Source organism: Hoyosella subflava DQS3-9A1 (assembly GCF_000214175.1).
Lineage (GTDB): Bacteria > Actinomycetota > Actinomycetes > Mycobacteriales > Mycobacteriaceae > Hoyosella > Hoyosella subflava.
Window position 1 is genome coordinate 3,927,047 of sequence record NC_015564.1, and the last position, 25,214, is coordinate 3,952,260.

A 25,214-nucleotide genomic window follows, 5' to 3' on the forward strand; every position below is an offset into this window, starting at 1 on the left:
CCATCATTGACCGGGCCTGAACGGCCTCGCCTCAACTGCGACCTCGGTGACGAACCGGACGGCATGTTCGGCGGCTTCACGCTCCGCAGCCGCGTGAGCGGGCCGTTCGCCACCGAACGCAATACCCTCGGCCCACAAGGCGTCTGTGGGGAAGCGACCGAACCGGAATAGGTGTCCAGCGCCGGCGAAGTCAATGTGACGGTCATGAGGGACGCCGCTTCGGCGCTTGAGCAGCATTTCCGCCATGCTCGCGGACGGCCAGACCGCGTCTGCCGCGCCCGAAATGCACAGCACGGGGCAGCGTACGTTCTCGGCGTGCAGCACCGCTTCCTCGTTCGGTCTGGTTAGCCCGGCCTGATAGGCGGGGCAGAGTTTCAGCAGGCTGGGCCTGCTCGCGGCGATGTCGCGATGCACACGCCAGGCGTTACGCACAAGCTGCGGCATAAGTGCACCTGTTGGCAACTGAGCGTAGGGAAAGCCCTCGCCATATAGCGTCCATGACGGCGTGTCCGCGATTTCACCGTCGGGCCCAACGGCTTGCCAGGACACCGCGCTGGGACTGACCAGAACGAGCGCTCGAACAATGAGCGGGCTGCTGACAGCCGCAGCGAGCAAGCCTTCCGCTCCGCGAGAAATGGCGATCGCAGACACTCGGTCAGAGTCGACATCGGCTCGGCTTGACATCCAGTTCACTGCGGAGACGAACCGTTCGAGCGGAATCCGCGCCACCGGCGCACCCTCGTCAAGCCAGTTGTACGCGAGGGCAGCGAACCCTCGCGAGGCAAACATAGCGATCGTCTGGCGTTGAGAATCGCATCCACCCTCCGACCCTCCGAAGCAGACCACAGCAGGCCAGCCGCCGGACGGAGCCGGACCGGACGGCAACGCGAGCAGGCCAGCCCTGCCGTCGATGTCCTCCCCGCTCACAGTCACCGAGGATGGTGCCGCGTGGCGCACGACAGTCCGCCGAACCACCGCGTTGCCCGATGTTGCCTCGACGGTGACGAGCCAGTCTCCGGCCGGCGCGACGAACATTCCTGACAGCCCCTCAGCTGGAGCGGATCGCATTGCCCAGATGGGTGCGTCACCATCAGCTACCGCCCAGTCGCCCGACACGGGTGCCGCGGATGCGAGATCCAGCGGTCCAGCCACAGGGGCGGTAAAAACTGCGGCAGACCGCCATTTCCGCCCGAACAGATCGGTGCCGTTCGTCTGAATTCGCACCTCAGCGCCACTGGCGCATCCCTCGACGCGCACAGGAAACGGCGTGTCGTGACGTGAGGTGTCCGGCACGGACAGTGAAATCCGTGCGTCAACAACATCTTTCGGCGGGCCCGGCTGCTCGCGTATCGGCAGCGTTGCGTCGCGCGCCGATACCGACCGCGATCGGGAGTCGAACCACTGCGGAAACACCCCTGAGATGAGGCCAGCGATGCCAACCAAGGTAAATGGCACCACCCAGTAGCAGATGACGGAGAGCAGGTGGCCCTGATCCCGGATCGTGGCGTCTCCGTCCACAATGGGAGGAATCAGTGATGAAACGGTCATCACGCCGAACGTGCCCACCCACATCCAAGTCATCGCGGTGGTGATCACCCGGAAACCATCACTCGCGGCGGTCTGTGCATCGACTTCCGACTCCGCGTATTCACGGACGAACGGCCGGCCTACCGCGAGGCCTGCCAGCGATATCAGGAACAGCCCCGCATTGCTGGCCGGCTGGAGCCAGCGTTCTAACACCGCGTCACTGAGAAGCAGTGCGAGCGCGAGGAGCACGACGAACACGACCACGGTTCCCACGTCCAGCGAATGCAGTCGCTCGCCACGAATTCTCTGCACGATCGGTCCTGCGATCGCTATTGCCAGCGCGATAGCGACCGCATGGATGAATCCCGTGTTACCGACCAGGATCCAGTAGACAATCCACGGCGCGAAACCGATCAGGTATCCCACCTCTACAACTCTGACTCAGACCTGCGCAGCAGTCCTGGTTTCTGCTTCTTTGGGGTGTGACGCCGGACCAAATGGGACTTCCGTCCCTCCGATCGCTGACCGTGGACCCTATAGCGCGATCCGGACTCGACGGATGCTTAAGGCATCACGCCAGATCAACCTGAGGATCACCGATGTCCAACGACCGCCCTACCCCAGAGCAGGCCCTGCGGCGCGCTGTCGCGCGAGCTCATCGGGCACCATCAGTCCACAATACGCAACCCTGGCTGTGGGAACTTCGGGATGGGTCGCTGGAATTGTTCGCCGATCCTGAACGGATGGTCAATGTCGCGGACCCCAGTGGCAGGCAAATGGTCATCAGCTGCGGGGCGGCTCTGCATCACGCGAAGGTCGCGCTCACGGGCATGGGTTACGAGGCGGCCATCGTTCGGATGCCCGACCCCTCAGATGCCTTCCACGTCGCGACAATCACCATCAAACCCGTCACTTTCCCCGACGAGCGTGATCGCGTGCTCGGTGAGGCCGTACAGATACGTCGCAGCGATCGACGTCCGCTCGGCCCGTTGGCCGACAACGAGGTACACATCCTCAAAACAGCATTTCACGATGATCTCGTGTCGATCACCGTCCTCGACAGCGACGGAGCACACCTTGTGAAGGAAGCCTCCGAATTGGCAGTGCGCGAACGCGCCGCCGACGAGCCGTACCATCGTGAACTGAATTGGTGGAGTGGCCACTATCGGCTTTTTGACGGCGTCCCGCGCTCATCGCTCCCCTCACTCGAGAAGCGCGGGGCGGTACCGAGTGGCCGTGAATTTCCTGCGGGCACGCTCAAGCCACAACGGGATATGCCCGACCGGGCAAGCCTCCTCATCATGAGCACTTCGGGCGACTCTGCTGAAGACTGGCTGCGCTGCGGGGAGGCGATGTCGGCTGTGCTGCTGCGAGCGGCGGCGTCTCGGCTGGGTGCGTGCCCCGTCACGCACGTCACCGAAATCGAAGACAGCCGCGCCCTCGTTCGCGACGCTGCGCAGCGCGCAGGAGAGGTTCGCAGATACCCGCAGGTCGTGATTCGCGCAGGGGAACGTCTTGCCACCGGGCTCCCGCCCGAAACTGGCCGACGTCCTGTCGAAGAGATCTTGCGGATACGAGTGTCACCCGACAACTGAAGTCCGCGAACGGGGATTCAGCCCGCTGAGCCATAAGGTGTGGCCCTCTACTTCCCGGAGTAGAGGGCCTTTTGGCGTGGTCACACAGGCTCAACGAGGTCATTCCGGCGGCGTCAGGACAACGCCTGTGAGTGCGCCACCGTCGACAAGAAACTCCGAACCCGTGGCGAAGGTCGCCTTGTGTGCCAGGAATACGACGAGGTCGGCAACTTCGTCCGGCTCACCGAAGCGCGGGATTGGCTGGTTCGCAACCATTTCCTCACCGAAACCAGCGGTCATTGGCGTGCGGATCGGGCCGGGGTGGACGGAAAACACTCGTATACCAGCGGGGGCGAATTCGAGTGCTGCAGTTTTCGTGAGTCCACGCATTGCCCATTTACTCGCGACGTAGGAGCCGACCTGGCTGTAGCCTGCCATCCCGGCGGTAGACGAGATGTTGATGATGACACCGCGGCTCGCTCGCAGCGACGGGGCAGCCGCACGCATGCCGAGCCACGCGCCAACGAGGTTGACATCGAGAACGAACCTGAATTCCTCGGTCGATTGTTCTTCGATTCCGCCGAACTTCACGACCCCCGCGTTGTTCACGAGGACCGCCAGTGGCTCTTTCTTGGTGGCTTCCGCAATCGCCGCGGCCCATTGCGATTCGTCGCGAACGTCGAGAGGGACGTAAGTGGCACGGTCGCCGAGTTCCTCGGCGAGCATCGCGCCCTCCTCGTCCAAGATGTCCGAAATTACAACCGTTCTGCCTTCGGCGCAGAAACTTCTCGCTATCGCCGCACCGATTCCGCGCGCGCCACCGGTTACGAGAACAGATCCCTCGGTCAGTGCCATAGGTCCGTACCTTTCTATGAGGTGTTGTGACCTCTAGCCAACCGTGCGGCACGCTCCTGCCACGAGAGTCGCTGGGTCGCAGGTTCCGGGACCAAAGTCCCAACCGGCACGGTCGTTGTGCTGCGGCCAGTAAGGACTATCAGCGCTACGATCGAGGCAGGAACAGCTAGGAGAGGCCGAATGTACACAGTGTTCTTGGTGGATGACCATGAAGTCGTCCGGCGTGGGCTAGCTGACCTGATCTCCGCCGACCCACAACTTTCTGTGGTCGGTGAGGCTGGCAGCCGGGAGCAGGCTCTCGCGCGTGTGCCCGCGGCCGCACCTGACGTCGTAGTGCTCGATGTCCGGCTGCCGGACGGGAACGGTATCGAGTTGTGCCGGGAGTTGCGTTCCGCAAACCCAGCGCAAGCCTGCCTCATCTTGACGTCCTTCACCGACGAACAGGCGATGGTCGATGCCATACTCGCGGGGGCCGCAGGTTACGTGATTAAGGATATCCGCGGGATGGATCTGACCAGAGCCATCATCGACGTCGCGACAGGCAAGTCGCTCCTCGATAACCGCGCAGCAGCGGCGCTGATGACCAAGCTCCGATCGGGACCTGATGAGAAAGATCCCTTCCCCACTCTCACTGAACAGGAGCACACGCTCCTCTCCCTGATCGGTGAAGGTCTGACGAACAGGCAGATCGCCGAGCGGATGTTCCTGGCGGAGAAAACCGTGAAGAACTATGTCTCGCGTCTCCTCGCGAAGCTCGGTGTAGAGCGCCGGACTCAAGCTGCCATTCTCGCCACGCGGCTCGACAAACGCGGACGCGATAGGCGCTGAGGGCATGGCTTCTGAGCTCAGGCAGACGACTCGTTAGGGACCTCTGTCCTCTGGGCGAGGTGCCGTTCGGCACTGCACACGACGGCCTAGAGGCGCGACACTTGGAACAGTCCATGCAGTCGAGCAACGGAAAGCAGCCACAATGTCACTCACCCAGCCGATCATTGTCGGAACAGACGGTTCACCAGCGGCAGAAAGCGCAGTCCGGTGGGCCGCGCGTGAAGCGGTGCTCCACGATGCGCCACTGCGGATCGTCTCCGCCCTCGACGGACCTCCACAAGTCTGGGGGGACTTCGCGATCCCCACGACCTACCTCGAGGAGGCCCGCCAGTTCGCGGCTTCCCGGTTGAAGCAATCCGCCCGCATCGCTGCGGAGGCTGGCATCGAAAAGGTCGAAACCGCCGTCTTGTCAGGGTTCGCTCATGAGGATCTCATCGCGGAATCACACAATGCCCGCATGCTCGTCCTCGGCTCGCGGGGGCTCTCCCCTTTCAAAGCGAGCATGGTCGGTTCGGTGACTCACGCGGTCGCTTCACACGTCACGTCACCCCTAGTGGTGATTCAGGAACTCCAGCCCGGGTGGGACACCGCACCCTCGGCGCCGGTGGTCGTGGGCGTAGACGGTTCAGAGCACAACATGGTCGCGATCGACCTTGCGTTCGCGGAGGCATCAGTTCGTGGGGCGCAACTCATCGCCGTGCACGCATGGAGCGACGTCGTACTCCCGAAGGCCCTCCGTTCCGACCAAGGACTGCCGTGGGAAAACATGGTGACAGCTGAAGAGGCCCGGCTCGCTGAGTCGCTTGCAGGCTGGGGCGAGAAATACCCGGAGGTCGAGGTTCGCCGTGTGGTAATCCAGGACCGGCCGGTCAGATACCTCAGCGAACTTTCTGCCGCCGCTAGTCTGGTCGTCGTCGGCAATCGCGGGCGTGGGGGTTTCACCGGCATGCTCCTCGGCTCGACGAGCCGTGCTCTGCTCCACACCTGCCAGTCCCCACTGATGACCGTGCCACCGCAGTCATAAACGCTGCCGTGCCGCTAGGGTGGTGTGGGTGAGAAACATCGACAATCCTCACGTCCTCGCCCGCGCCGCCGCGAATTCGATCGCGACGCGAACAGGCGTCGCGGAGCACCCAATCGCAGTGGTACTCGGTTCGGGCTGGGCGCCAGCGGCGTCAGTCCTCGGTGCACCGACAGCCACGATCCCGATGCCAGAGCTGCCTGGCTTCGCGGTCCCCACCGCGGTTGGGCACGGAGGTGAGATCCGGTCGGTGGCCGTAGATGGCACTCATGTCCTTGTTCTGCTCGGCCGAGCACACGCCTACGAGGGGCATCCGCTGTCGACGGTGGTGCACCCTATCCGCACCGCCTGCGCGGCCGGAGCGCACACCGTCATCCTCACAAACGCCGCAGGTGGGCTGCGTGGCGACATGAACGTGGGACAGCCGGTGCTGATCAGCGACCACATCAACCTGACCGGGCGTTCACCACTGACGGGCGCTCAATTCGTCGATCTCGTCGATGCGTATTCACCGAAGCTGCGTGAACTCGCTCAGCAAATCGAACCGTCCCTGGCCGAAGGCGTGTACGCCGGACTTCCCGGTCCGCACTACGAGACACCCGCCGAGATCAGAATGCTGCGGACACTCGGTGCCGACTTGGTCGGGATGTCGACGATTCACGAGACAATCACCGCGCGCGCCGAAGGTGCGAGCGTCCTCGGTATCTCGCTGGTCACGAATCTGGCCGCCGGGATGACCGGGGAGCCACTGAGTCACGAAGATGTCATCGAAGCTGGACGGACCGCCGCGCAGCGGATGGGCACGCTCCTGCACAATCTGGTGACGCGACTGTGACTCAAGTCGATCCCGGCATCATTGCCGCATGGATCGACGCTGATCCTGACCCGGCAACCCGAGACGAATTACGCGCGCTTGACCCCGAGCTACTCGCTGAACGTTTCGCTGCGCCCCTGGCATTCGGTACCGCGGGCATCCGCGGGCCAGTCCGGGCAGGACCAAACGGAATGAACATCGCGGTGGTCACACGCACCACCGCGGGTATCGCAGCGTGGCTGCAGGGGCGCTGCCTCGGCGGTTCGACAGTGGTCGTAGGCCGCGATACTCGCCGAGGTTCTGAGTCTTTTGCCCGTGCCGCAGCCGAAGTCATGGCCGGAGCGGGCTTTCGCGTCGTGCTTCTGCCACGGCCGCTGCCGACGCCACTGGTTGCCTACGCGACGCGCAAATTGGGCGCGGCAGCGGGGATACAGATTACCGCGTCGCATAATCCTCCCGAGGACAACGGGTACAAGCTGTACCTCGATGGGGGCGCGCAACTCGTAGCTCCAGCGGACCGTGAGATCGAAAAGTTGATCGCCGCTGCCCCTGGTGCCGCATCAGTGCCCCGGCAGCCGGTTGCGGCATCAGGTGAGGAGATCGTGACGAGTTATCTTCACCGCGTTGCCACGCTCCCTCGCACACCGCAACGCAACATCAGGGTGGCGCTTACCGCGATGCACGGTGTCGGTGGCGAAACTGCCGTCGCAGCGCTGCGGGCCGCCGGATTCACCGATATCCCTCTGGTGCGTGAGCAGTTCGAGCCCGATCCCGCCTTCCCCACGGTCAGCTTCCCGAACCCTGAGGAGCCCGGCGCATCCGATCTCTTGTTGTCGCTCGCAGCTGAGGCAGAAGCCGACATCGCGGTGGCACTGGACCCAGATGCGGACAGGTGCGCCATTGGCGTACCTGCACCCGGGGGCTGGCGGATGCTGTCTGGCGACGAGACCGGCGTGCTCCTGGGCGATCACGTGCTGCGCCACACGACCGGGGACCGGCTAGTCGCAACGACCATCGTGTCCTCCTCGATGCTGGGCAAAATCGCCGCCTCGTACGGCGCGCGGTATGCAGAGACCCTGACGGGCTTCAAGTGGCTCGTGCGAGCTGGTTCAGGCCTGGTGTACGCGTATGAGGAAGCGATCGGCATCTGCGCCGACCCCCACACAGTTCTCGACAAAGACGGCATTTCCGCTGCCGTCGTCGCGTGTGACCTCGCAGCGTCCCTGAAGTCCGCGAACCGCACCCTCCTCGACGCGCTCAGCACATTGATGGACGAGCACGGAGTTCATACCACCGCCCAAGTTTCCCGCCGTTTCGCATCGCTTCCCGGTATTGCCGACGCGATGGCGCGGCTGCGCGGTGCCATGCCCGCCGAAATCGGCGGTGAGCAGATCGAGGTGACTGACATGCTGACGCTGCGCGGCCAGCGCCGGACCGATGCGGTCGTGTTGCGCGGCAAGCACCTTCGCATCGTCGTTCGCCCCTCAGGCACCGAGCCTAAGCTGAAGTGCTACCTCGAAGCGGCTATGGACGACAACACCCCAGCGTCACGCGCTGCGGCGAGCGAACTGATCGATGCGGGCCGGACGTTCGCTGCTTCGCTTTGACTGCTCAGCTATAGCGCGGACCGAACTGACGATCTCCCGCGTCTCCAAGCCCGGGCACGATGAAGGCGTCATCGTTGAGCTCCGCATCGACAGTGGCTGTCACAAGGCGTACCGGGTACCCCGAACGTTCGAGAGCCTCGATCCCTTCTGGCGCCGCGACGACACAGATAGCCGTGACGTCTGACGCGCCGCGCTCTGCGAGCAGTTCGAGCGTGTAGAGCATCGAACCACCCGTGGCGAGCATGGGGTCGAGAACGAACACAGGCCGGCCCTCGAGGCGCTGCGGCAGCGCCTCGAGATAGGGCACCGGCTTGTGCGTTGTCTCGTCGCGTGCCATACCCACGAACCCGGTCTGCGCTTCGGGGATCATGACGCTCGCCTGATCAGCCATGCCCAGCCCAGCACGCAGCACAGGCACAAGCAGCGGCGGGTCCTGCAGCCGGAAGCCGGTTGCCGTCGCTACTGGCGTTGCGACGTCGAACGCCGCGACTTTCGCCGTTCGCATCGCCTCATATACGAGCATCTGCGTCAGCTCGCGCAGCGAATTCCGGAACACTGCACTGTCGCTGCGCGCATCGCGCATCAACGTCAGGCGTACCGCGGCTAGAGGGTGATCGACAACCAGCGTGTCCATAGTCGCGAGCATATCGGTAAAAGATTTTCGCCACCGAATGGAACCGTTCGGCCGTCGCGATGCGTCCCACCTTCTCAGCGGCAGAAATGTGCGGCTGACGAGATGGACCGACGGGAGAGGGGAGACGGCTTTGAGCGAACTGGTTGCGGCGCCAGAGGAGATTCGCCGGTTCGGGGTGTGCGCGGAGGAACAAAGGACACGTCTCACCTTGGCCTCGGCCTCGGTGGCTGCGCTCGAGCCTGCGCACTTAGCGCCAGCGCTCGGACTAATCGGCAGTGACTATCTCGCGGCCTTCAACACCGCGCGGCAGCGATACGTCTCAGCTCTGACTTCCCTCGCTCACGTGGCCGGCGGGATGTCGTCCACCGCTGCGGTGACCGCACAGGCTTATACGACCCGCGACGCAGCGTTCTCCGCCGCGCTCGGGGGCCGGGTGCAGGAGGCGGGCCAATGATCGATGTTGCACTGCTGAAGAAACCCCTCGACGACCTCGCTGCAACCCTAGGCACCGGGCAGATGCCAGCGACTGATCCGATGAGGCAACTTACGCACGTCGCGGGAACGCTCAACCAGGTCAGCGATCTTGGACTCAGCTCCGCGCGACAACTGGAAGGGGCGTGGCGGGGTCACGCCGCGGATGCTGCTGTGGCCAAGGGACTTGACTTCGGAAACGTTGCCGGTCAGCTCGCCACGCACGGACAAAGCCTGGGATTCAGCTGGTTGTCCGCACTGGAGTCGGTGCTGCGCGGCGTCGGTGAGCTCGCGGCGATTGGCGCGTCATTCATGCGCATTCTGCAGCATGCTGAAACCCTCCTCGCACACCCACTTGGCCAGCTCACATTGCTGAAAGAGGCACTCGATCACCTGTCCCGCGCCCTCGACGTTGTCATCCGCCTAAGCAGCGAGCTGTCATCGAACGCCGGCGGACTCAATACGCTAGGGGCAGACCTGCAGATCCCGACAGCCCCCGGGCCGAGTATCGCCGATCAGGGATACGGATCTGCCGCTGCCGCCGCGTTCGGCGCCCAGTCCGATGTTGTGCCGGCGAACGGATCATTTGAGACCGCGAGCGCTTCCGGGGGCGGCGCGATAGTCCAACTTCCGGACGGCAGCATCGCGTCCGCCCCTACTCCACAGGCTGCCGACGCGGTGCGCAACGCACTCAGCCAGCGCGGTGTGCCCTACGTTTGGGGTGGCACAACACCGGGTGCGGGATTCGACTGCAGCGGGCTGACTCAGTGGTCGTATGCGCAAGCCGGGATAGAGATTCCCCGGCTCGCGCAGGAACAGAACGTCGGTACGCCCGTCAGGTCTGATCAATTGATGGCGGGCGACCTGGCCGTGTGGGATGGGCACGTCGCCATGGTGATTGGCAACGGTCAAATGGTGGAGGCAGGCAATCCGGTGAGTGTCTCGCAAATCCGCACCGACAATATGGGTCAGGCGTTCTACGGTTTCTACAGGCCGACATCATGAGCGGTGTGAGGGTCCGCGCCACGCCTCAGGGTTTTCCAGTGCACCTCAGCATCAGCAAAGAGGCTCTTCGCTACGGTGCGGCGCATGTGGCGGACGAGGTCATTCGTCAGTGTCGGGATGCCGCCCTCGAAGGGGCCGTTGCGATCCGCGAACACTGCGAGCAAGCTGGAGTGTCGCAGCAGACGCTCGCCGAACTGAGTGTCCCGACAGCTGCGGAACTGGCCGCCGCGCGCGAGACAGCAGAGGCCCGCCGGGCGTTCGAGCCGACACTAGAGAAGTGGGGGTTCACGAGGTGACCGCGCCGCAAACGTTCCACGACGTGCTCGCGCGGGTACAACGACAGAGGGATGCTCTCGAAGACGCGGTCGGCAAACTCAGCAGCCATCGTGGACGTGGGCACGCTGCTGAGGGCAAAGTCACGGCGGAGGTTGATGCTTCAGGTGCGCTCGTGTCCCTGGTCATCCACGAGTCCCTTACCCGACTTTCCGCAACGGAGGTTGCCGGGCACATCCTGACGGCAGCGCAGAACGCCTCGACTGCTTCGGAATCCGCGCGACGCGCGGTGCTGAGCACAATGGCTAGTGCACTCGGCGCCCGCACTGGTTAGGCTTGCGCGCATGGCAGGTGACATCGTCCCTATTGAGCTCGGTTTGACTGACGGCGACGTCGTGACCCTTTGGGCACCACGCTGGCGAGAAGGCGACGATGAGTGGCAGGCCTTCCTTGGGCGCGACGAGGACCTCTTCGCTTTCGAATCCATCGCGCAGCTCGCGGCCTTCATTCGCACCGAAGAGGACCACGACCTTGTGGAACATCCCACCTGGCATGTTGTGGCAGCGCTCTCCGCGGCTGAGTTGGAGCCAGAGGAAGAGCACCGTTACGACCTCGTTGGGGCTCCGGAACTCGCAGCGGGACTACCCGACGCGCTCACTGTCGCAGAACTCGAAGACACCCTGAACATGGCGCGAACACTCGGTGAAGTCTGCGACCTCGACGCGGTCAATCGCTTCTTCGACAACCACCCTCAACTCGATGCACTTCCCGGTGGTCACCACGCCTTCGCGGGCAGTGATGGCGAAGAACTCTGGAACAAGGTCGGCAGAGCGCTCGCTGACGGCTGGGACGGAGTACTCGACGCGATCGACAACATTGTCGCCTCACCCGACGTCGACCCTGAGGTGCTGGAACTCTGCGAGGCTGAGATTCTCGCAGCCGATGAGAACGACGTCGAAGCCGATGATGCCGCCGAAAGCGCCGATGATGTGGAAGAACTCGACGAGGCGCCGCTCTCTGAGGATGACGATCACGACGATTTCTGGGTTGCGGTCGGCATCGACCCAGTGAAGATTCTGACGGGCTCCGACGAGTACTACACATTGCGCTGTTATCTCGACGATCTGCCCGTGTTCCTCGGCAAGGACGGCACCATCTACGCCTTCCGCAGTGAACGCGCGCTCGCACGTTACCTCGCGGACAAGCACGATCATGAACTCGCCGCGGTCACCACGTTTGCCGAAGTCGCGACAGCCGCCACTGATGGTTCCCTCGACATCACCGTCACGGACGACAACACCTACGTGCTGACCGGACTGGTCGACGACATCGCTACTGGGCCCGAGTCAGTCGACAGTGAGCAACTGGACTTGGCAGTCGAACTTCTCTCCGATGCTGCTGATTTCGCTGACGACGACAGCGTCGAGGAGGCGCTAGCCCGGACAACACCACTTGGCTGGTACGTCTCGTACGTGATCAGCCCGGACCCAACGCGCATGGCGCCGGGCGCACCGTTCACGACTGAGGCTGCAGCCTGGCGCGATCTCGTCCACGCCTTCGAAGCACGCCTGCGCGTCATGTAGCTACCCGATCAGGACTGCGTAGCCCGGCTTGATCACCTCGTCGATGATCGCGAGCCGTTTGTCGAACGAGTAGAACGCAGACTTCATCGCATTGATGGTGAAGCGTTCAAGGTCGCTCCAGCCGTAGCCGAATGTTTCGACGAGCTTGAGCATCTCTTCGCTCATCGTGGTGTGGCTCATCAGCCGGTTGTCAGTATTGACGGTCACCCGGAATTGAAGCTGCGCAAGCTGATTGAAAGGATGCTCAGCGATGCTTGCCGCGGCCCCTGTCTGCACGTTCGAGCTTGGGCACAATTCAAGTGGGATGCGCTTGTCACGAATGTAGTTGGCGAGCAAGCCCAGTTTTGCCTCGCCGAACGTACCCTCGGGCCCCAACTCGATGTCATCCATGATGCGCACACCGTGTCCGAGCCGGTCAGCACCGCAAAACGCGACTGCCTCGTGGATCGAAGGCAAGCCAAACGCTTCCCCTGCGTGGATTGTGAAGTGCGCGTTCTCCTTCTGCAGGAACTCGAACGCGTCCAGATGCCTCGATGGCGGGAACCCCGCTTCCGCACCGGCAATATCAAATCCACAGACACCATCGTGGCGGTACTTCACCGCCAGCTCAGCGATCTCCCGTGACCGTGCCGCATGACGCATCGCCGTAACGAGACAGCGCACCACAATGTCGTGCCCGGATTGATCTCTGACAGCCCGCACTCCCTCAGCGAAGCCCGAAAGCGTCGACTCCATCACAGCATCGAGGTTCAGTCCCGCGTCGAGATGCTGTTCGGGCGCGAACCGCACCTCCGCGTACACGACACCGTCGGCGGCGAGGTCCTCGACACATTCGCGGGCCACCCTAGCCAGCGCGGCCGGCGTCTGCATAACAGCGACCGTATGACCGAAGGTCTGCAGATAGAGTTCCAGCGAACCGCTGTCCGCCGCATCGCGGAACCACACCCGTAGTTCTTCCGGGTTATCCGCAGGCAAGTCCGTGTAACCACAGTCCCGCGCGAGATCCAGAACCGTCTGAGGGCGCAATCCCCCATCAAGATGATCATGCAAGAGCACTTTTGGTGCGAGACGAAGCGATGCCAGGTTTATCGGCGTGTGCGTCATATAGCGACGGTAGCGGATGCAATGCTGACCGGGGTGAGGCAGCACGTGTGGAAGGATCGCAACTGTGGCTGACCTGACTGATCCTCACCTCTGGCTTGAAGACATCACCGGCGATGCGGCACTGGAGTGGGCCCGCAAGCACAACGACGTCACCGAACAGGCGTTTGTGGATGACGCCTTTGAGGAGTCTCGGGCACGCTTGCTCGGAGCGCTCGATACGGACGATCGCATCCCCTACGTCAGGCGCCGCGGCGAGTACCTCTACAACTTCTGGCGAGACGCCCGGAATCCGCGCGGCCTCTGGCGCCGCACGACTCTAGATCAGTATCTGCACGAGCAGCCGCAGTGGGACATCCTCCTCAACGTCGACGAACTAGCGATAGCCGAGTCCGAGAACTGGGTGTGGGCAGGAGCGACCGCGCTTCGGCCTGGCTATGAACTGGCACTGGTCAGCCTTTCCCGTGGCGGTGCTGATGCGGCCGTCGTACGTGAATTCGATTTGCGGACAAAACAGTTCATCGTCAATGGTTTCAGCCTGCCCGAGGCGAAAAGCGACGTGCGCTGGTTCGATCACGACAGTCTCTACGTCGGCACGGATTTCGGGGAGGGGTCGCTGACAGCATCCGGCTACCCGCGCATCGCGAAGTTGTGGCGGCGCGGCATGCCGCTCGCCGAAGCGGAGACAGTATTCGAAGGCGAAGCCACAGACGTCGCTGTCTCTGCGTGGCGCGATCTCACACCAGGCTACGAACGGAGCTTTGCTGAGCGGGCAATCGACTTCTACACCTCGGAGCGGTTCCTGCTGACGAACGACGGTCCGGTCTGGATCGAGGCTCCGCTTGACGCGCGCCTCTCGGCCCACCGTGAGTGGCTGCTGATCTACTTGCGCTCGCCGTGGAGTATCAACGGCAGCGAATTTCCCGCAGGCACGCTCCTGAGTGCGCCTTTCGACAGTTACATCGCGGGTCAGCGGGAAATTACCACGGTGTTTACTCCCGATCCGCACACCTCTCTCCAGTCGTTCTCGTGGACCGCGGAACACCTCGTGCTGGAGGTGATGCGCGACGTCCGCAGCGAACTGGTTGTGCTACGGCCCGGAAGCTGGACGGGGCAGGCACTTCCGGGGCTGCCTCCCCTGGAAACCGTTGCGGTCGTGGACACCGACCCCGATCACAGCGAGGAAATCTTTCTCAGCACCAGTGGTTTCACGTCCCCAGCAACCCTCTGGCATGGCGCACTCGGCGAAACCATCGACGTCATCAAAGCGGTGCCACCGCTCTTCGACGCGGATGACATCGTCACTGAGCAACATTTCGCGACCTCTGACGACGGCACAGAGGTCCCGTACTTCCTCGTGCGCCGGAAGGACGCCCCGCCTGGGCCCACGCTTCTCTACGGGTACGGGGGGTTCCAGAATTCGCTGACACCGGCATATAGCGCTGTACTTGGCCGCGGCTGGCTCGAGCGCGGTGGCACCTATGCGGTCGCGAACACGCGAGGCGGAGGCGAGTACGGCCCCGCGTGGCACACGCAGGCGCTGCGCGAGAATCGGCATCGAGTCTTCGAGGATTTCGCCGCGGTCGCTCGTGACCTCGTTTCGAGTGGCGTCACCACACCGAAGCAGCTGGGCATTCAGGGCGGCAGTAACGGTGGCCTGCTGATGGGCGTCATGCTTACCCGCTATCCGGAACTATTCGGCGCGATCGTGTGCCAGGTGCCACTTTTGGACATGCGCCGGTACCACCTGTTACTTGCGGGTGCCTCTTGGGTGGCTGAGTATGGTGACCCGGAAAGCCCGGAAGACTGGGGATTCCTCGCTACCTACTCTCCGTACCAGGCGGTGGTTGCCGAGGCGGACTACCCACCGGTGCTCATCATGACATCAACGCGCGATGACCGCGTCCACCCAGGTCACGCCCGAAAAATGGTGGCAAGGCTCGAGGAACTCGGACACCAGGTGTGGTACTTCGAAAACATCGAGGGCGGTCACGGCGGGGCCGCTGACAATGCGCAGCTCGCGCACAAATCTGCGCTTGCCTACGAGTTTCTGTGGCGAACGCTGGACGGGCGCACCCACCGAATGTGAAAGGATCCGGCTGTGACCGATTCACCGCCCCGTTCTGGTGCCCAGGCCGTCGAACGTGCCGTCGCCATTCTGAGGTGCTTCGTGTCTACCAGAGAAAGCCTCGGAATCACAGAGCTGGCACACACAACGGGACTGACAATTAGCACAGTCCACCGAATCGTCCGGGTCCTGACGCACGAGGGGCTCCTTGTGCACGATGCACGCGGCGAACGCTACCTGCTTGGCCCCACGCTGGTTATGCTCGGGCGGCACGCGCAAGAGCAACTTGGATATGGCCGTGCCCAGCCAATCCTCGACGACCTGGCGGCAGAAACGGGCGAGTCCGTCAACCTGGGTATACGAACAGGGAACGAAGTTCAGATCGTGCTGCACGCTGCTTCACCGCAGCCGCTGCGGTTCGATCAAGAACCGGGAACCCGCGTGCCGCTCAATGTCTCCGCCATGGGCAAGTGTTTCCTCGCCTATAGCGGATCGATCGCTGACCAGTTAGCCGGACTCGGCGAGCTTGCCGGGGCAACGGTCAAGAGCATCACCAGCCGGAAGGATCTGGCTGAAGAGCTGTATGCCGTGCGGCGGCGCGGATGGGCGCTCAACGATGAAGAACGAAACCCAGGTGTTCGGGCCATCGCGGTCCCAGTTCTGCACCACAGCGGTACTGCCGTCGCCGCCGTAGCGGTACAGGGGCCTACCGTCCGGATCACCGACGAGGACGTTCCGCGACTCGCCCGGGTAGCAGGGCAGCAAGTGTCACGCATCGCTGCCCTGCTTGTCGGTGACTAGCTACTTGTTTTCGAGCAGTCCGCGTCTGCGCAGCAGCGCCTGCTCAATCTGACCGAACACCAGGCTGTCGACGAGAATGCCGATCACCAGGATTATGATCATCGTGGCCAGCAAACCGTGGGCATCACCGAGATCGCGGGAAATCTGAAGGGAATGCCCCAGCGACGATTGGCCCGCAGCGGTGACGATCAGTTCGCCGGCCATCAGGCTCCGCCACGCGAACGCCCAGCCCTGTTTGAGCCCAGCCACGAAATTCGGGAGCGCGGCAGGAAGAATCACGTGGCGATAGAGAGACAGCCCTCGAGCGCCGAGAACATGCCCCGCACGCAACCACAGCGGCGGGATCTGATCGACGCCGCTGATCAGTCCGTTCGCGATCGAGGGTGCCGCACCAAGTACGACGACGAAGAAGATCGCCTGCTCTCCGCTGAACGGGAACAGCAAGATAGCGAGCGGGACCCACGCGACCGAAGGCATCGTTTGCAGCCCGGTGATGAAGGAACCGAATGCGGCCCGCAGCACTCGGATCCGCGACACGAGACTCCCCACGATGACACCGATCACCAGCGCGAGCGCGAAGCCACTCACACCCCGCTGCAGCGTCACAAAGGCAGCATCGACCAGGCTGCCATCGAGTGTGCGGCGCCAAAGTTCAGCGAACACGTCAACGGGACCCGGGAGCAGATACTCAGGTTTCCACCCTGACAGTACGACTAGCTGCCAGATTCCGAGCGCGAGCGCGATCGCCCCAAGCTTCGGCCAGACCGCCGCCCATATACGGGCTGGAAGAGGCTTCTTCTCTTCCTGGGGCGTGTCGAGGCTGTCGAGGCCCTGAATCTCCTCATCGAGTTGTGCGATGTCAGCGGCCATGGCGACGCACCTCCCCCTTGAGTACGTCGGTTATCTCTGACGCCAGCGTCGACACCTCGGGCGATTCAATTCGCCGAGGACGCGTGATATTGACGTCGAATGTCGTAAGAATCTTCCCGGGACGGCTTGAAAGAACCACAACTCGATCTGCAAGGCGCGCGGCTTCGCGGACGTTGTGAGTGACGAAAATGACGGTGAGGCCCCGTTCGCGCCACAGGCGCTCCAGCTCACCGTGCAGTACATCACGAGTCATCGCGTCGAGCGCCCCGAAGGGCTCATCCATCAGCAGCACGTCCGCATCCTGCGCGAATGCGCGAGCGATCGCGACACGCTGACGCATACCGCCGGAAAGCTCGTGCGGGCGCTTCCCCACGAAGGCGTCCAAGTGAACCGCTGCGAGCAGTTCCCGTGCCCGCTGTTTACGCTCACGGCGGCCCACGCCGCGCAGCTTGAGCGCGAGCTCTACATTGGCAGCCACAGTGAGCCAGGGGAAGAGTGCGGACTCCTGGAACATAAGCGCTGCGCGGCCCTGTACGCGCACCGAGCCGTCGGTTGGTTTGTCGAGCCCAGAAATGAGGTTCAGCAGGGTGCTTTTTCCGCAGCCAGACGCGCCGACCAGGCATAGGAACTCGCCTTTTGTGACATCGAGAGTGACACGGTCGAGCGCTTGAACAGCTGTTTTTCCGTGACCGTACGTCTTGCTGACGTGGTCGAGGGTGACGGCTGCGCCAGCGTGTTCGACCACCGCCGCACGTGAGCCGGACGCGAGGATGCTCATGAGTCAGACACCTCCGGTGCGCTGCGCTCCCGGAGGAGTTCATTGAGAATCGCGAGGTCGTAAATCCCGTCCAGATCCACCGGCTCCAGCAATCCCGCCGCGATCGCGTCGTCCGCGGATTCCTGCAGGGAAGACGCAATCGGATCTGGCGTGAACTCGAGGTTCTGCCACGCGGCTGCGATCAGTTCGGCTGACAGTCGCGTCCCGATCGCGTTCTCGATTCCGTCCAGCGCAATAGTCTGTGCCTCATCTGGGTTGGCGTTCACGAAATCGAGCGCGTCGAGGTGAGCCGAAAGGATGGCTCGCACGATCTCCGGGTTGCTGTCGAGGAACGATGTCGACGCGAGGATGTGCGTCGTAACGTACTGCCCGTTGGGCCAGAGGTCACGCTCATCAATGAGCACCTTGCCCCCCGCCTCATCTATCAGTCGTGTCGCCCATGGTTCCGGAACCCACGCACCATCGAGGTCACCCTGCTGAAAGGCCTGGAGTACGTCCGCATTCGCCATCGATCTAATCGACACATCACCGCCGCCCCGCGTATCGGTTTGGAGGCCCTGCTCGGCAAGCCAGGCGCGCAGCGCGACATCCTGCGTGTTCCCAATCGGCTGCGGCGAAGCAAGTGTCGCACCTTGAAGGTCTTCCGGGCCGTCGATGCCGTCCCGTACAACGAAGAATGCACCACCAGAGGTGGAGCCGGAGACCAAGCGCACCGCTTCTCCGTTTGAGCGCTGGAAGGCGTTGATCGCCGGGTTGGGCCCAATGTAGGTGAGGTCGATCGCACCAGCCAGGAGCGCCTGCGCCGCCTCGCCACCCGCATTGAAATAGTGCACTTCGAGTTCTACGTCGTCGCCCAGCGCATCTTGGAGAAGGCCATTCTCCACGCCAACGAGCGCGGGTGCGTGCGTGACGTTCGGGAACATGCCCACGCGGACGACGGAGCCAGCTGCTGCCCCTTCGTTCTGATGCGCACTGGTACAGCCGGAAACGGCCAGCCCAAGACCGAGGACTACAGCGACTAACCGTGCGGTGACCGACCAGCGGCCACCCTTCCGACTCATTTTCATGAATCGGAAGCATACGGGTGTGGGAAAGCATTCCACAAACCGATGCGGGAAGATTTCCCACAAACTGGATGCGGATACCGATCATTCTGACGACAACCCTGTCTCCTGCTGCATGCCCGTGGTTGGGACCGATTAATCGCCCCCGCACACCAGATACCGTGCGGGGGCGCATTCTTTCGTCAGAGACGACGGCTCATACTCGCGCCGCAGCCAGCGGTGACGCGGTGAATCCACTGCTTGGCGCGAAGCGTGAGAGGACTTCGTCACTGGGTTCACCTGCTATCTCAGAGTTGAGGGCCAGCACATCTTCTCGGTCCTTGAGGGCTTTGAGCCGGTCCGGCTCAGACAGGAACCCAAACAGCGCCGCCGCCACACGCTCGCTCACAGCTGCGGCTGGGAAGAGCAACTCTGAATGAGATGCGTACTTCCTATCGCCCAGGAAAAGCCTGGTGACTTCCGCCGAGGCATTGCCTCGCTCCTCCCAGTGTCTGTCGAATTGCTCCCGGAGCCAGTCGGCGCTGAACTCGCCCTTGTGTGAGGCTGCCGCAGCAACAAAAGCAGCGACCTGCACGATAGCGTTCTGTGCCCCTTGCCCCGCCAGCGGATCGAACGCGATGGCCGCATCTCCAATAGCTGCCACCGCATGGCCGCCGCTCGTCGTGCCGACAGCCCTGCGGACCGTGGGAGTCACCACCCCGCGCAGCCACGAATGCGGATCCGAGTCGATCGCTTCGAGCTTTTCCACCTCGGACGCCTCGTTAGGAAAGTACTCACGGTAAAAGTCGATGACTGCGCGCCGTGCGCTGTGCACATCGGTTGCCCGTGTGAAGTGCTGAAGCGGTCAATCCGGTCGGCAGCTCGCAGCCGGACGTCCACACCCTGTGCTACGTAACCAAACTCGGGGTCGAACTCGAGAATTTCGCCGCGATCGTCACCGTAACGCTCACGGTCTCGTCACGACCGCGTCATCTTCCCATGACCCCTCCCAGAGTTTGTACAACACTTCCAGCTATTCATCGGCATGGTCGTGTGGCGATCCAGAGCGAGCCCCGACGAGGTGATCGAGGCACCGCCTACCTCGAAGAGCCGCGACGTCGCATCGAGCACAAGGCATTTGGAACGTAAGATGGTTGGAGCTGAGTCCACGCTTCAGGTCCGCAGTTTGAGGCCACAGCACGCAAATTGTAGAGAGACCCGGGCACCGCTCACTCGGAGCGTCCAGCGGGAGGCTGGGGTTAGAGCAGTGTGGCTGCTAGCAGTGGCGTCAGAAGCGATACGAGAAGCAGTGTCAACGTTCCTCCAAACCGGGTCGCGATCGTCGCGAAGGGAAGAAGGTTCATTCGCTCCGACGCAGACAGGACTGCTAGGTCACCGGAACCGCCGGTGTCTGCCATGATGAGGCCGGGAACGATTGCGGAATCAATAAAGTACATCTTGACTAGAAGGCCGAACAAGCCTGCAGCGAGCCCGGATATCACGACCGCGGCGACAATGAGGAAAACGAACTGTCCGTCGCCGAGGACGGCAATGACGTCGGCGATGGTGATCTTCGTGGTACTCAAGGCAATTAGCAGCGGCGGAACGAGGCCGGTGACGAACCAGTCACCGAGGTGCGAGCTGGCCGTCTCGAGTTCGAGCGGCAAGAGTTTGGCGATTTTCAGGACGATAGTGACCAGGACAGCCCAGGCGTAGGCATGAATATTTGGAACCAGCGCCGAGAGCATAGTAGCGCCGATAAATATGGCACCGGCGATGAGCAGCCCCTGCGTAAGGCCAGTGAAGGTTGCCGTGGTGACTGGAGCGGGTTGCTTGAGGTCTGCAGCGTTGCTCTTGACTCGGAGGAGCTGGCCGTTGCCGTTGAAGCCGACCCACGTCCTGCCGCGTCGCTTACCGACTCCGCTGAAGATCGCCGCAGCGAAGATGCAGACGATGTTGGCAACTAAGACTGCGCTGAGCAGGGCGGGGAAGAAGTCGTCAGGCGTTCCGCCGACAGCTTGCGCATACATCTCGCTCATGGGGATCGCCCCAATGGGCAGTCCTCCGGCCATCACTGGCGCAGCAATGAGCAACATTGCCCGACCGAATCCGTAGCCGATTGCGGCGCCGACGAGGCCGATCAGTAGGAGCGTTGCTGCGATCGTTCCGATAACGGGGACGATGAAGCGTACCCCGGCTTTGACGATCAACTTTCTGGGCATCCCCAAGATGGCACCTACGATGATGACAATGAGGATGAAGTCCATCGCGCCTTGTTCGTCAACGAACGCGTCGAACAAGGCGATCGTACTCTCGGGCATCACACCCAAGTAGACGAGAGTTGCCGGAACAAACAGGCAGAGAATGACTGGAAGGCCGAAGTCCCTCAGATAAGGAACCTTCTGTCCGATCCACATAAGGATTCCGGCGAAGGCGATCGCGGCCGCAAACCCGGCAATCAGCGAGGTCGGGAGGGTGCCAGTGAGGCTAGCGACCACAATGACGGCGAAGAGGACTAGGAAGTACTCGGCCGGCATACCCGAAATGACCGGCCACCGCCTCCGGCGGTCGGCGGTCGGTGGCTTGCCTCCCGTGCCGGAAGATGCCTCAGGATCAGATTGCTCCCGGGTGGATGTTGCGACGGGATCTGGTGCTTGGGTGGTCATGGGGCTCCTACCTGGAACGGCCAGCGCCTCTCGGCGTGTGAACTTCATCACTGTCAGATGACTGTTGTATAGCTCACACTCCCCGGCAAGCGCGCTCCAGGAAATATCCACCAGGTGTTCAAAGGCGGCTCAGGGGGACGGCTCAATTTGAGCAGTTGGCATCACGACGCACGGATTTACTGTACCGGCAACTCGATTGAAGGGTCCTCGATCAGCCATTGATCCGCCCCGAATTTTGATCCGTTCGCAACTTCGCCACTATCGGGATTGAGCGTGGCCACACCCTTCGACTGAGCACGATCTCCGAACGGGTGCGGAGAACACCCTCGGTTCCGTTCACTTCTTGGAGCACTTCCCCGAAGTGTGAGTTGTCTCTGGCCACGAACCGACATAGCAGATCCCCATCACCCGAGACGGTGTTCGCCTCGATCAGCTCCGGAATCCGAGTCAGCCGATCCAGCGTCGGCTCCAGGTGGCTTTGCGCGATGTGGACGTGAACGAACGCCATGACGGTGTACCCCAATGGGGCGAGGTCGATCTGAGGACGCCAACTCACGAGGACCCCGGAACTCTCAAGCTTGTTGATCCTGGACTGGGCGGTATTACGTGCAATGTTTAGCCGTCGCGAGTACTCCCGCACGCCGGCGCGTGGCTCCTCCACGATCAGTCGAAGCAGGTCCAGGTCGAGCTTGTCAAAATCCAGCACTTTAGCACTCCCAAAGGTTGGTCCCGAGTGGGCAAAGTTGCTCCATATGCGCATTTGGCAGCCGTTTACCGGAGCTGTTCTGAGCATGTGGTAGCAATCTCCACACGCAGACTCTACACCCGGCACATAGGCTCGTATGTTGTGTGTCACACAGATGGCCAGTACCGCCTGGGCAGAAGAGAGCGAGCCGAACTATGGGGAACACACTTGCCGACAAGATCTGGAACAACCACCTCGTTCGCGAGGCCGATGGCGAACCCGATGTTGTCTATATCGACATGCATCTGCTGCACGAGGTCAACACCCCGGTCGCCTTTGAGAACCTCCGCACGCAAGGACGGGCGGTGCGCCGACCTGATCTGACATTGGGGACCATCGATCACCAGAATCCCACCGACGATCTGCTACGTGAGATGACGAACCCGGCCGGCGAAGCCCAGATCACTCTGATGGAGCGGAACTGCCGCGAGTTCGGGATAGAGCTGTATTCCCTGCGTGATCCGCAACGTGGAATCGCCCATGTCATCGGCCCCGAGCTGGGTCTAACCCAGCCCGGGATGACTCTGGTGTGTTGTGACTCCCACACCAGTACCCACGGGGCGTTCGGTGTCCTGGCGTTCGGCATCGGCACCAGTCAGGTCGAGCATGTCCTGGCTACACAGACGCTGCCCATGGTCCGAATGAAGAACATGCGCGTCACGGTCGACGGCCGGCTCCAGCCGGGCGTCACCGCCAAGGACCTCATCCTGGAGATAATCGCCCACATCGGCACCTCTGGGGGTCAGGGGCACGTCATCGAATATCAAGGAGAGGCGGTCCGTTCTTTGTCGATGGAGGGACGGATGACCCTCTGCAATATGTCGATCGAGGCGGGCGCCCGCGCCGGCCTGGTCGCCCCGGACGAGATGACCATCGAGTATCTCCGTGGACGCCCCCACGTTCCGAGCGGCCCCGCGTTCGACGAGGAGGTCGAGTACTGGCGGACGTTCCGGACCGACGACGACGCCGTATTTCACAAGGAGGTGCGGATCAACGGTTCGGCCGTGCGTCCACGGGTCTCGTGGGGCACAACTCCCGCGCAATCCGTTCCCCTCGGCGAAGCCGTGCCAACACCGAACTCCTATAACTCACCCGTGGCCGTGTCCGCGGCGGAAAGAGCCCTGCAGTACATGGACCTACAGCCTGGTGATCGTACCGATGAAATCATGATCGACTCGATCTTTATCGGTTCGTGCACGAATGGCCGAATCGAAGATCTACGGGCGGTCGCAGACGTATGGAGGGGCCGCAAGGTCTCACCGACAGTGCAGGTCTACCTCGTCCCCGGCTCAGAGGCGGTGCGCAGGCAGGCAGTCGAAGAGGGTCTCGACCAGGTCTTTGCCGAGGCAGGAGTGGAACTACGACATTCGGGCTGTTCCATGTGCGTCGCCGTCAACGAAGACCGCCTGCGCCCCGGTCAACGGTCGGCCTCTACCAACAACCGCAATTTCGAGGGCCGCCAGGGGCAGGGCGCTCGCACACACCTGGTGTCCCCGGCAGTCGCCGCAGCGAGTGCGGTCACCGGACGTATCACCGATCCCATAAACATCAAGGACCAGTGATGGAAAAGTTCATCTCCCACACCGGCATCGGCGCTCCTCTGCGAGTGACCGACGTCGATACCGACCAGATTTTCCCCGCGCGATTCTGCGAGGGAACCGGCAAGGACGGCCTCGGCGATGCGCTGTTCGCCGACTGGCGAGCGAACCCCGACTTCGTGCTTAGCCGCCCGGAGTACCGAGGTGCGTCCGTCATCGTCGCTGGTGAGGACTTCGGCACAGGATCGTCCCGCGAGTGGGCAGTCTGGGCCCTACAGGGATACGGGATCCGCGTCATCATCGCTCCCCGCTTCGGGGACATCTTCCGCGGAAACTCACTCCAGAACGGTCTGCTCACAATTGAACAACCGCAACATGTGATCGACCAGATTTGGAGGTCTCTCGAAACTCATCCCCACGAGGAGATCACCGTCGATCTCGCACAGCTGGAGATCCGGGTCGACGGGGCGACGTACGAGTTCGTCCTCGACGGACATACCCGATGGCGCCTGCTCAACGGCCTCGACGACATCGTTCTAACCCTCGAACACGTGGATCTCATCAACAGTTACGAAAGCCACCGACGCTCCACTCTGCCGACCGCGTGGCGTGTCCCCGCCCCCGGAGCCGACCGTGGCTGACGTCTCCGCCCGCCTGACCGGGGCGGTTCCCGCGTCCAAGATCTGCCGCGTCGATGTCCCACGATACGACGAGCACCACGCGACCACCCTGCTCGCACTCGACGACATGTCGGCGGCCGTCGCCGACGCCCTCGACAAGTTGGGCGTGGGCGCGGATATCGATACCGAGTCCTTGCGCCCGATTCTGCCCGACAACCGGGTCTGTGGGCCGGCCGTCACCCTCCGCTACCGGCCTCTCCCCGGTTCTCCTGCCCGAAACCGGGAGAACGGAGAGGGCACTGTCTTCGGCGACCGCGACCTGTATGGACTGGGGCAGGCCGGTGACGTTGCTGTATTTGACTGCTCCGGGGCACGCTCCGGAGCAGTGGTCGGTGCGCTCTCCGCGCGGTGGGCGGTCAAGGCCGGCATCGTCGGCTGCATCGTCGACGGGCCGATCCGCGACACCGCCTCGATTGAGGAGGCCGGGCTGCCCGTCTGGAGCGCCACCCGCCGCCCGATGGCCGCCCGGTACCGCTATGACCTAGTTGAACTCAACGGAACTGTGTCACTTCGGGACCACGCTGTCACTCCCGGTGACTACATCGTCGCCGACCGAGACGGGGTGTGCATCATCCCGTTCGCCGCCGTACCAGATGTAGTCGATCACTGCCTCGCCGCGCAGCGGGACGAGTCCGCCTTCATCGACCGCATCGATGCAGCCAGCTCGCTCGAAGAGCTCATCGCCGGTCTCGGACCGGGACCCAACCCGGCCTGACACGCATCAACCGTAGA

The 25,214-nt window shown here is 62.8% G+C and carries 25 protein-coding genes; 15 read left to right on the forward strand and 10 right to left on the reverse strand.

Going from position 1 to position 25,214, the window contains the following annotated elements; translation table 11 throughout:
- Window positions 1-3 precede the first annotated feature (3 nt).
- Window positions 4-1,953 (reverse strand): acyl-CoA thioesterase/bile acid-CoA:amino acid N-acyltransferase family protein, encoded by a 1,950-nt coding sequence (locus tag AS9A_RS18470; protein ID WP_013808643.1) that lies wholly within the window; start codon window positions 1,951-1,953, stop codon window positions 4-6.
- A gap of 173 nt (window positions 1,954-2,126) precedes the next feature.
- On the opposite strand from AS9A_RS18470, the gene AS9A_RS18475 reads away from it, so the two are divergent.
- Window positions 2,127-3,122 (forward strand): Acg family FMN-binding oxidoreductase, encoded by a 996-nt coding sequence (locus tag AS9A_RS18475; protein ID WP_013808644.1) that lies wholly within the window; start codon window positions 2,127-2,129, stop codon window positions 3,120-3,122.
- 99 nt (window positions 3,123-3,221) lie between these two features.
- Here the strand turns inward: AS9A_RS18475 and AS9A_RS18480 are convergent, their stop codons facing one another.
- Window positions 3,222-3,956: an SDR family oxidoreductase gene (locus AS9A_RS18480; protein ID WP_013808645.1), complete on the reverse strand. Its 735-nt coding sequence runs from the start codon at window positions 3,954-3,956 to the stop codon at window positions 3,222-3,224.
- A 180-nt stretch (window positions 3,957-4,136) separates the two neighbouring features.
- On the opposite strand from AS9A_RS18480, the gene AS9A_RS18485 reads away from it, so the two are divergent.
- The 4 genes from AS9A_RS18485 to AS9A_RS18500 all read left to right on the forward strand — a co-directional run bounded on the left by AS9A_RS18485 (window position 4,137) and on the right by AS9A_RS18500 (window position 8,226).
- Window positions 4,137-4,784 (forward strand): response regulator, encoded by a 648-nt coding sequence (locus AS9A_RS18485; protein ID WP_013808646.1) that lies wholly within the window; start codon window positions 4,137-4,139, stop codon window positions 4,782-4,784.
- A gap of 142 nt (window positions 4,785-4,926) precedes the next feature.
- On the forward strand, window positions 4,927-5,808 hold the full coding sequence (locus AS9A_RS18490) for a universal stress protein (protein WP_013808647.1): 882 nt from the start codon (window positions 4,927-4,929) through the stop codon (window positions 5,806-5,808).
- A gap of 37 nt (window positions 5,809-5,845) precedes the next feature.
- The gene (locus AS9A_RS18495) at window positions 5,846-6,640 is read left to right on the forward strand and encodes a purine-nucleoside phosphorylase (protein ID WP_041452200.1); all 795 of its coding nucleotides are present in this window, start codon (window positions 5,846-5,848) and stop codon (window positions 6,638-6,640) included.
- Window positions 6,637-8,226, forward strand: a complete 1,590-nt coding sequence (locus AS9A_RS18500) for a phospho-sugar mutase (RefSeq protein ID WP_013808649.1) — start codon at window positions 6,637-6,639, stop codon at window positions 8,224-8,226. The genes AS9A_RS18495 and AS9A_RS18500 overlap by 4 nt, the downstream gene beginning before the upstream one ends.
- A gap of 4 nt (window positions 8,227-8,230) precedes the next feature.
- On the opposite strand, the gene upp is transcribed toward AS9A_RS18500, so the two are convergent.
- Window positions 8,231-8,860 (reverse strand): uracil phosphoribosyltransferase, encoded by a 630-nt coding sequence (gene upp / locus AS9A_RS18505; RefSeq protein ID WP_041452201.1) that lies wholly within the window; start codon window positions 8,858-8,860, stop codon window positions 8,231-8,233.
- A 130-nt stretch (window positions 8,861-8,990) separates the two neighbouring features.
- On the opposite strand from upp, the gene AS9A_RS22885 reads away from it, so the two are divergent.
- From AS9A_RS22885 to AS9A_RS18530, 5 genes are read left to right on the forward strand one after another with little or no spacing between them, the layout of a single operon-like run.
- Window positions 8,991-9,314 carry a type VII secretion target gene (locus AS9A_RS22885; RefSeq protein WP_013808651.1) on the forward strand — a complete coding sequence of 108 codons (324 nt, stop codon included), beginning with the start codon at window positions 8,991-8,993 and terminating at the stop codon, window positions 9,312-9,314.
- Complete coding sequence (locus AS9A_RS24815) at window positions 9,311-10,336, forward strand: C40 family peptidase (RefSeq protein ID WP_013808652.1); 1,026 nt, start codon at window positions 9,311-9,313, stop codon at window positions 10,334-10,336. The genes AS9A_RS22885 and AS9A_RS24815 overlap by 4 nt, the downstream gene beginning before the upstream one ends.
- The gene (locus AS9A_RS24210) at window positions 10,333-10,632 is read left to right on the forward strand and encodes a hypothetical protein (RefSeq protein ID WP_237707839.1); all 300 of its coding nucleotides are present in this window, start codon (window positions 10,333-10,335) and stop codon (window positions 10,630-10,632) included. Before AS9A_RS24815 ends, AS9A_RS24210 begins: the two co-directional genes overlap by 4 nt.
- Complete coding sequence (locus AS9A_RS24215) at window positions 10,614-10,943, forward strand: YbaB/EbfC family nucleoid-associated protein (protein ID WP_158307384.1); 330 nt, start codon at window positions 10,614-10,616, stop codon at window positions 10,941-10,943. The genes AS9A_RS24210 and AS9A_RS24215 overlap by 19 nt, the downstream gene beginning before the upstream one ends.
- A 10-nt stretch (window positions 10,944-10,953) precedes the next feature.
- A complete protein-coding gene (locus tag AS9A_RS18530) occupies window positions 10,954-12,192 on the forward strand; it encodes a hypothetical protein (RefSeq protein ID WP_013808656.1) in 1,239 nt (412 codons plus the stop codon).
- On the opposite strand, the gene AS9A_RS18535 is transcribed toward AS9A_RS18530, so the two are convergent.
- Entirely contained in the window at window positions 12,193-13,296 is a 1,104-nt protein-coding gene (locus AS9A_RS18535) for an adenosine deaminase (RefSeq protein ID WP_013808657.1), read from the reverse strand.
- 64 nt (window positions 13,297-13,360) lie between these two features.
- Between AS9A_RS18535 and AS9A_RS18540 the strand changes: the two genes are divergently transcribed.
- Window positions 13,361-15,382 carry a prolyl oligopeptidase family serine peptidase gene (locus AS9A_RS18540; protein ID WP_013808658.1) on the forward strand — a complete coding sequence of 674 codons (2,022 nt, stop codon included), beginning with the start codon at window positions 13,361-13,363 and terminating at the stop codon, window positions 15,380-15,382.
- 12 nt (window positions 15,383-15,394) lie between these two features.
- Window positions 15,395-16,162 carry an IclR family transcriptional regulator gene (locus AS9A_RS18545; protein WP_013808659.1) on the forward strand — a complete coding sequence of 256 codons (768 nt, stop codon included), beginning with the start codon at window positions 15,395-15,397 and terminating at the stop codon, window positions 16,160-16,162.
- Here AS9A_RS18545 and AS9A_RS18550 read toward each other — a convergent pair whose 3' ends face one another.
- The 6 genes from AS9A_RS18550 to AS9A_RS18575 all read right to left on the reverse strand — a co-directional run bounded on the left by AS9A_RS18550 (window position 16,163) and on the right by AS9A_RS18575 (window position 22,225).
- The gene (locus tag AS9A_RS18550) at window positions 16,163-17,032 is read right to left on the reverse strand and encodes an ABC transporter permease (RefSeq protein ID WP_013808660.1); all 870 of its coding nucleotides are present in this window, start codon (window positions 17,030-17,032) and stop codon (window positions 16,163-16,165) included.
- Entirely contained in the window at window positions 17,022-17,810 is a 789-nt protein-coding gene (locus AS9A_RS18555; RefSeq protein ID WP_013808661.1) for an ABC transporter ATP-binding protein, read from the reverse strand. The genes AS9A_RS18550 and AS9A_RS18555 overlap by 11 nt, the downstream gene beginning before the upstream one ends.
- Window positions 17,807-18,877: an ABC transporter substrate-binding protein gene (locus AS9A_RS18560; protein ID WP_013808662.1), complete on the reverse strand. Its 1,071-nt coding sequence runs from the start codon at window positions 18,875-18,877 to the stop codon at window positions 17,807-17,809. The genes AS9A_RS18555 and AS9A_RS18560 overlap by 4 nt, the downstream gene beginning before the upstream one ends.
- 193 nt (window positions 18,878-19,070) lie before the next feature.
- On the reverse strand, window positions 19,071-19,688 hold the full coding sequence (locus AS9A_RS18565; protein WP_013808663.1) for a putative monooxygenase: 618 nt from the start codon (window positions 19,686-19,688) through the stop codon (window positions 19,071-19,073).
- 424 nt (window positions 19,689-20,112) lie between these two features.
- Window positions 20,113-21,519: a 2-hydroxycarboxylate transporter family protein gene (locus AS9A_RS18570; RefSeq protein WP_158307385.1), complete on the reverse strand. Its 1,407-nt coding sequence runs from the start codon at window positions 21,517-21,519 to the stop codon at window positions 20,113-20,115.
- Between the two features lie 211 nt (window positions 21,520-21,730).
- On the reverse strand, window positions 21,731-22,225 hold the full coding sequence (locus AS9A_RS18575; RefSeq protein ID WP_013808665.1) for an Lrp/AsnC family transcriptional regulator: 495 nt from the start codon (window positions 22,223-22,225) through the stop codon (window positions 21,731-21,733).
- 194 nt (window positions 22,226-22,419) lie between these two features.
- Between AS9A_RS18575 and leuC the strand changes: the two genes are divergently transcribed.
- Genes leuC through AS9A_RS18590 form a run of 3 tightly spaced genes read left to right on the forward strand, consistent with a single transcriptional unit; the run spans window position 22,420 to window position 25,197 of the window.
- The gene (gene leuC, locus AS9A_RS18580; RefSeq protein WP_013808666.1) at window positions 22,420-23,826 is read left to right on the forward strand and encodes a 3-isopropylmalate dehydratase large subunit; all 1,407 of its coding nucleotides are present in this window, start codon (window positions 22,420-22,422) and stop codon (window positions 23,824-23,826) included.
- Window positions 23,826-24,443, forward strand: coding sequence for a 3-isopropylmalate dehydratase small subunit (leuD, locus tag AS9A_RS18585; RefSeq protein ID WP_013808667.1), 618 nt, complete (start codon window positions 23,826-23,828; stop codon window positions 24,441-24,443). The genes leuC and leuD overlap by 1 nt, the downstream gene beginning before the upstream one ends.
- Window positions 24,436-25,197 (forward strand): RraA family protein, encoded by a 762-nt coding sequence (locus AS9A_RS18590; protein WP_013808668.1) that lies wholly within the window; start codon window positions 24,436-24,438, stop codon window positions 25,195-25,197. Before leuD ends, AS9A_RS18590 begins: the two co-directional genes overlap by 8 nt.
- Window positions 25,198-25,214: the final 17 nt, after the last annotated feature.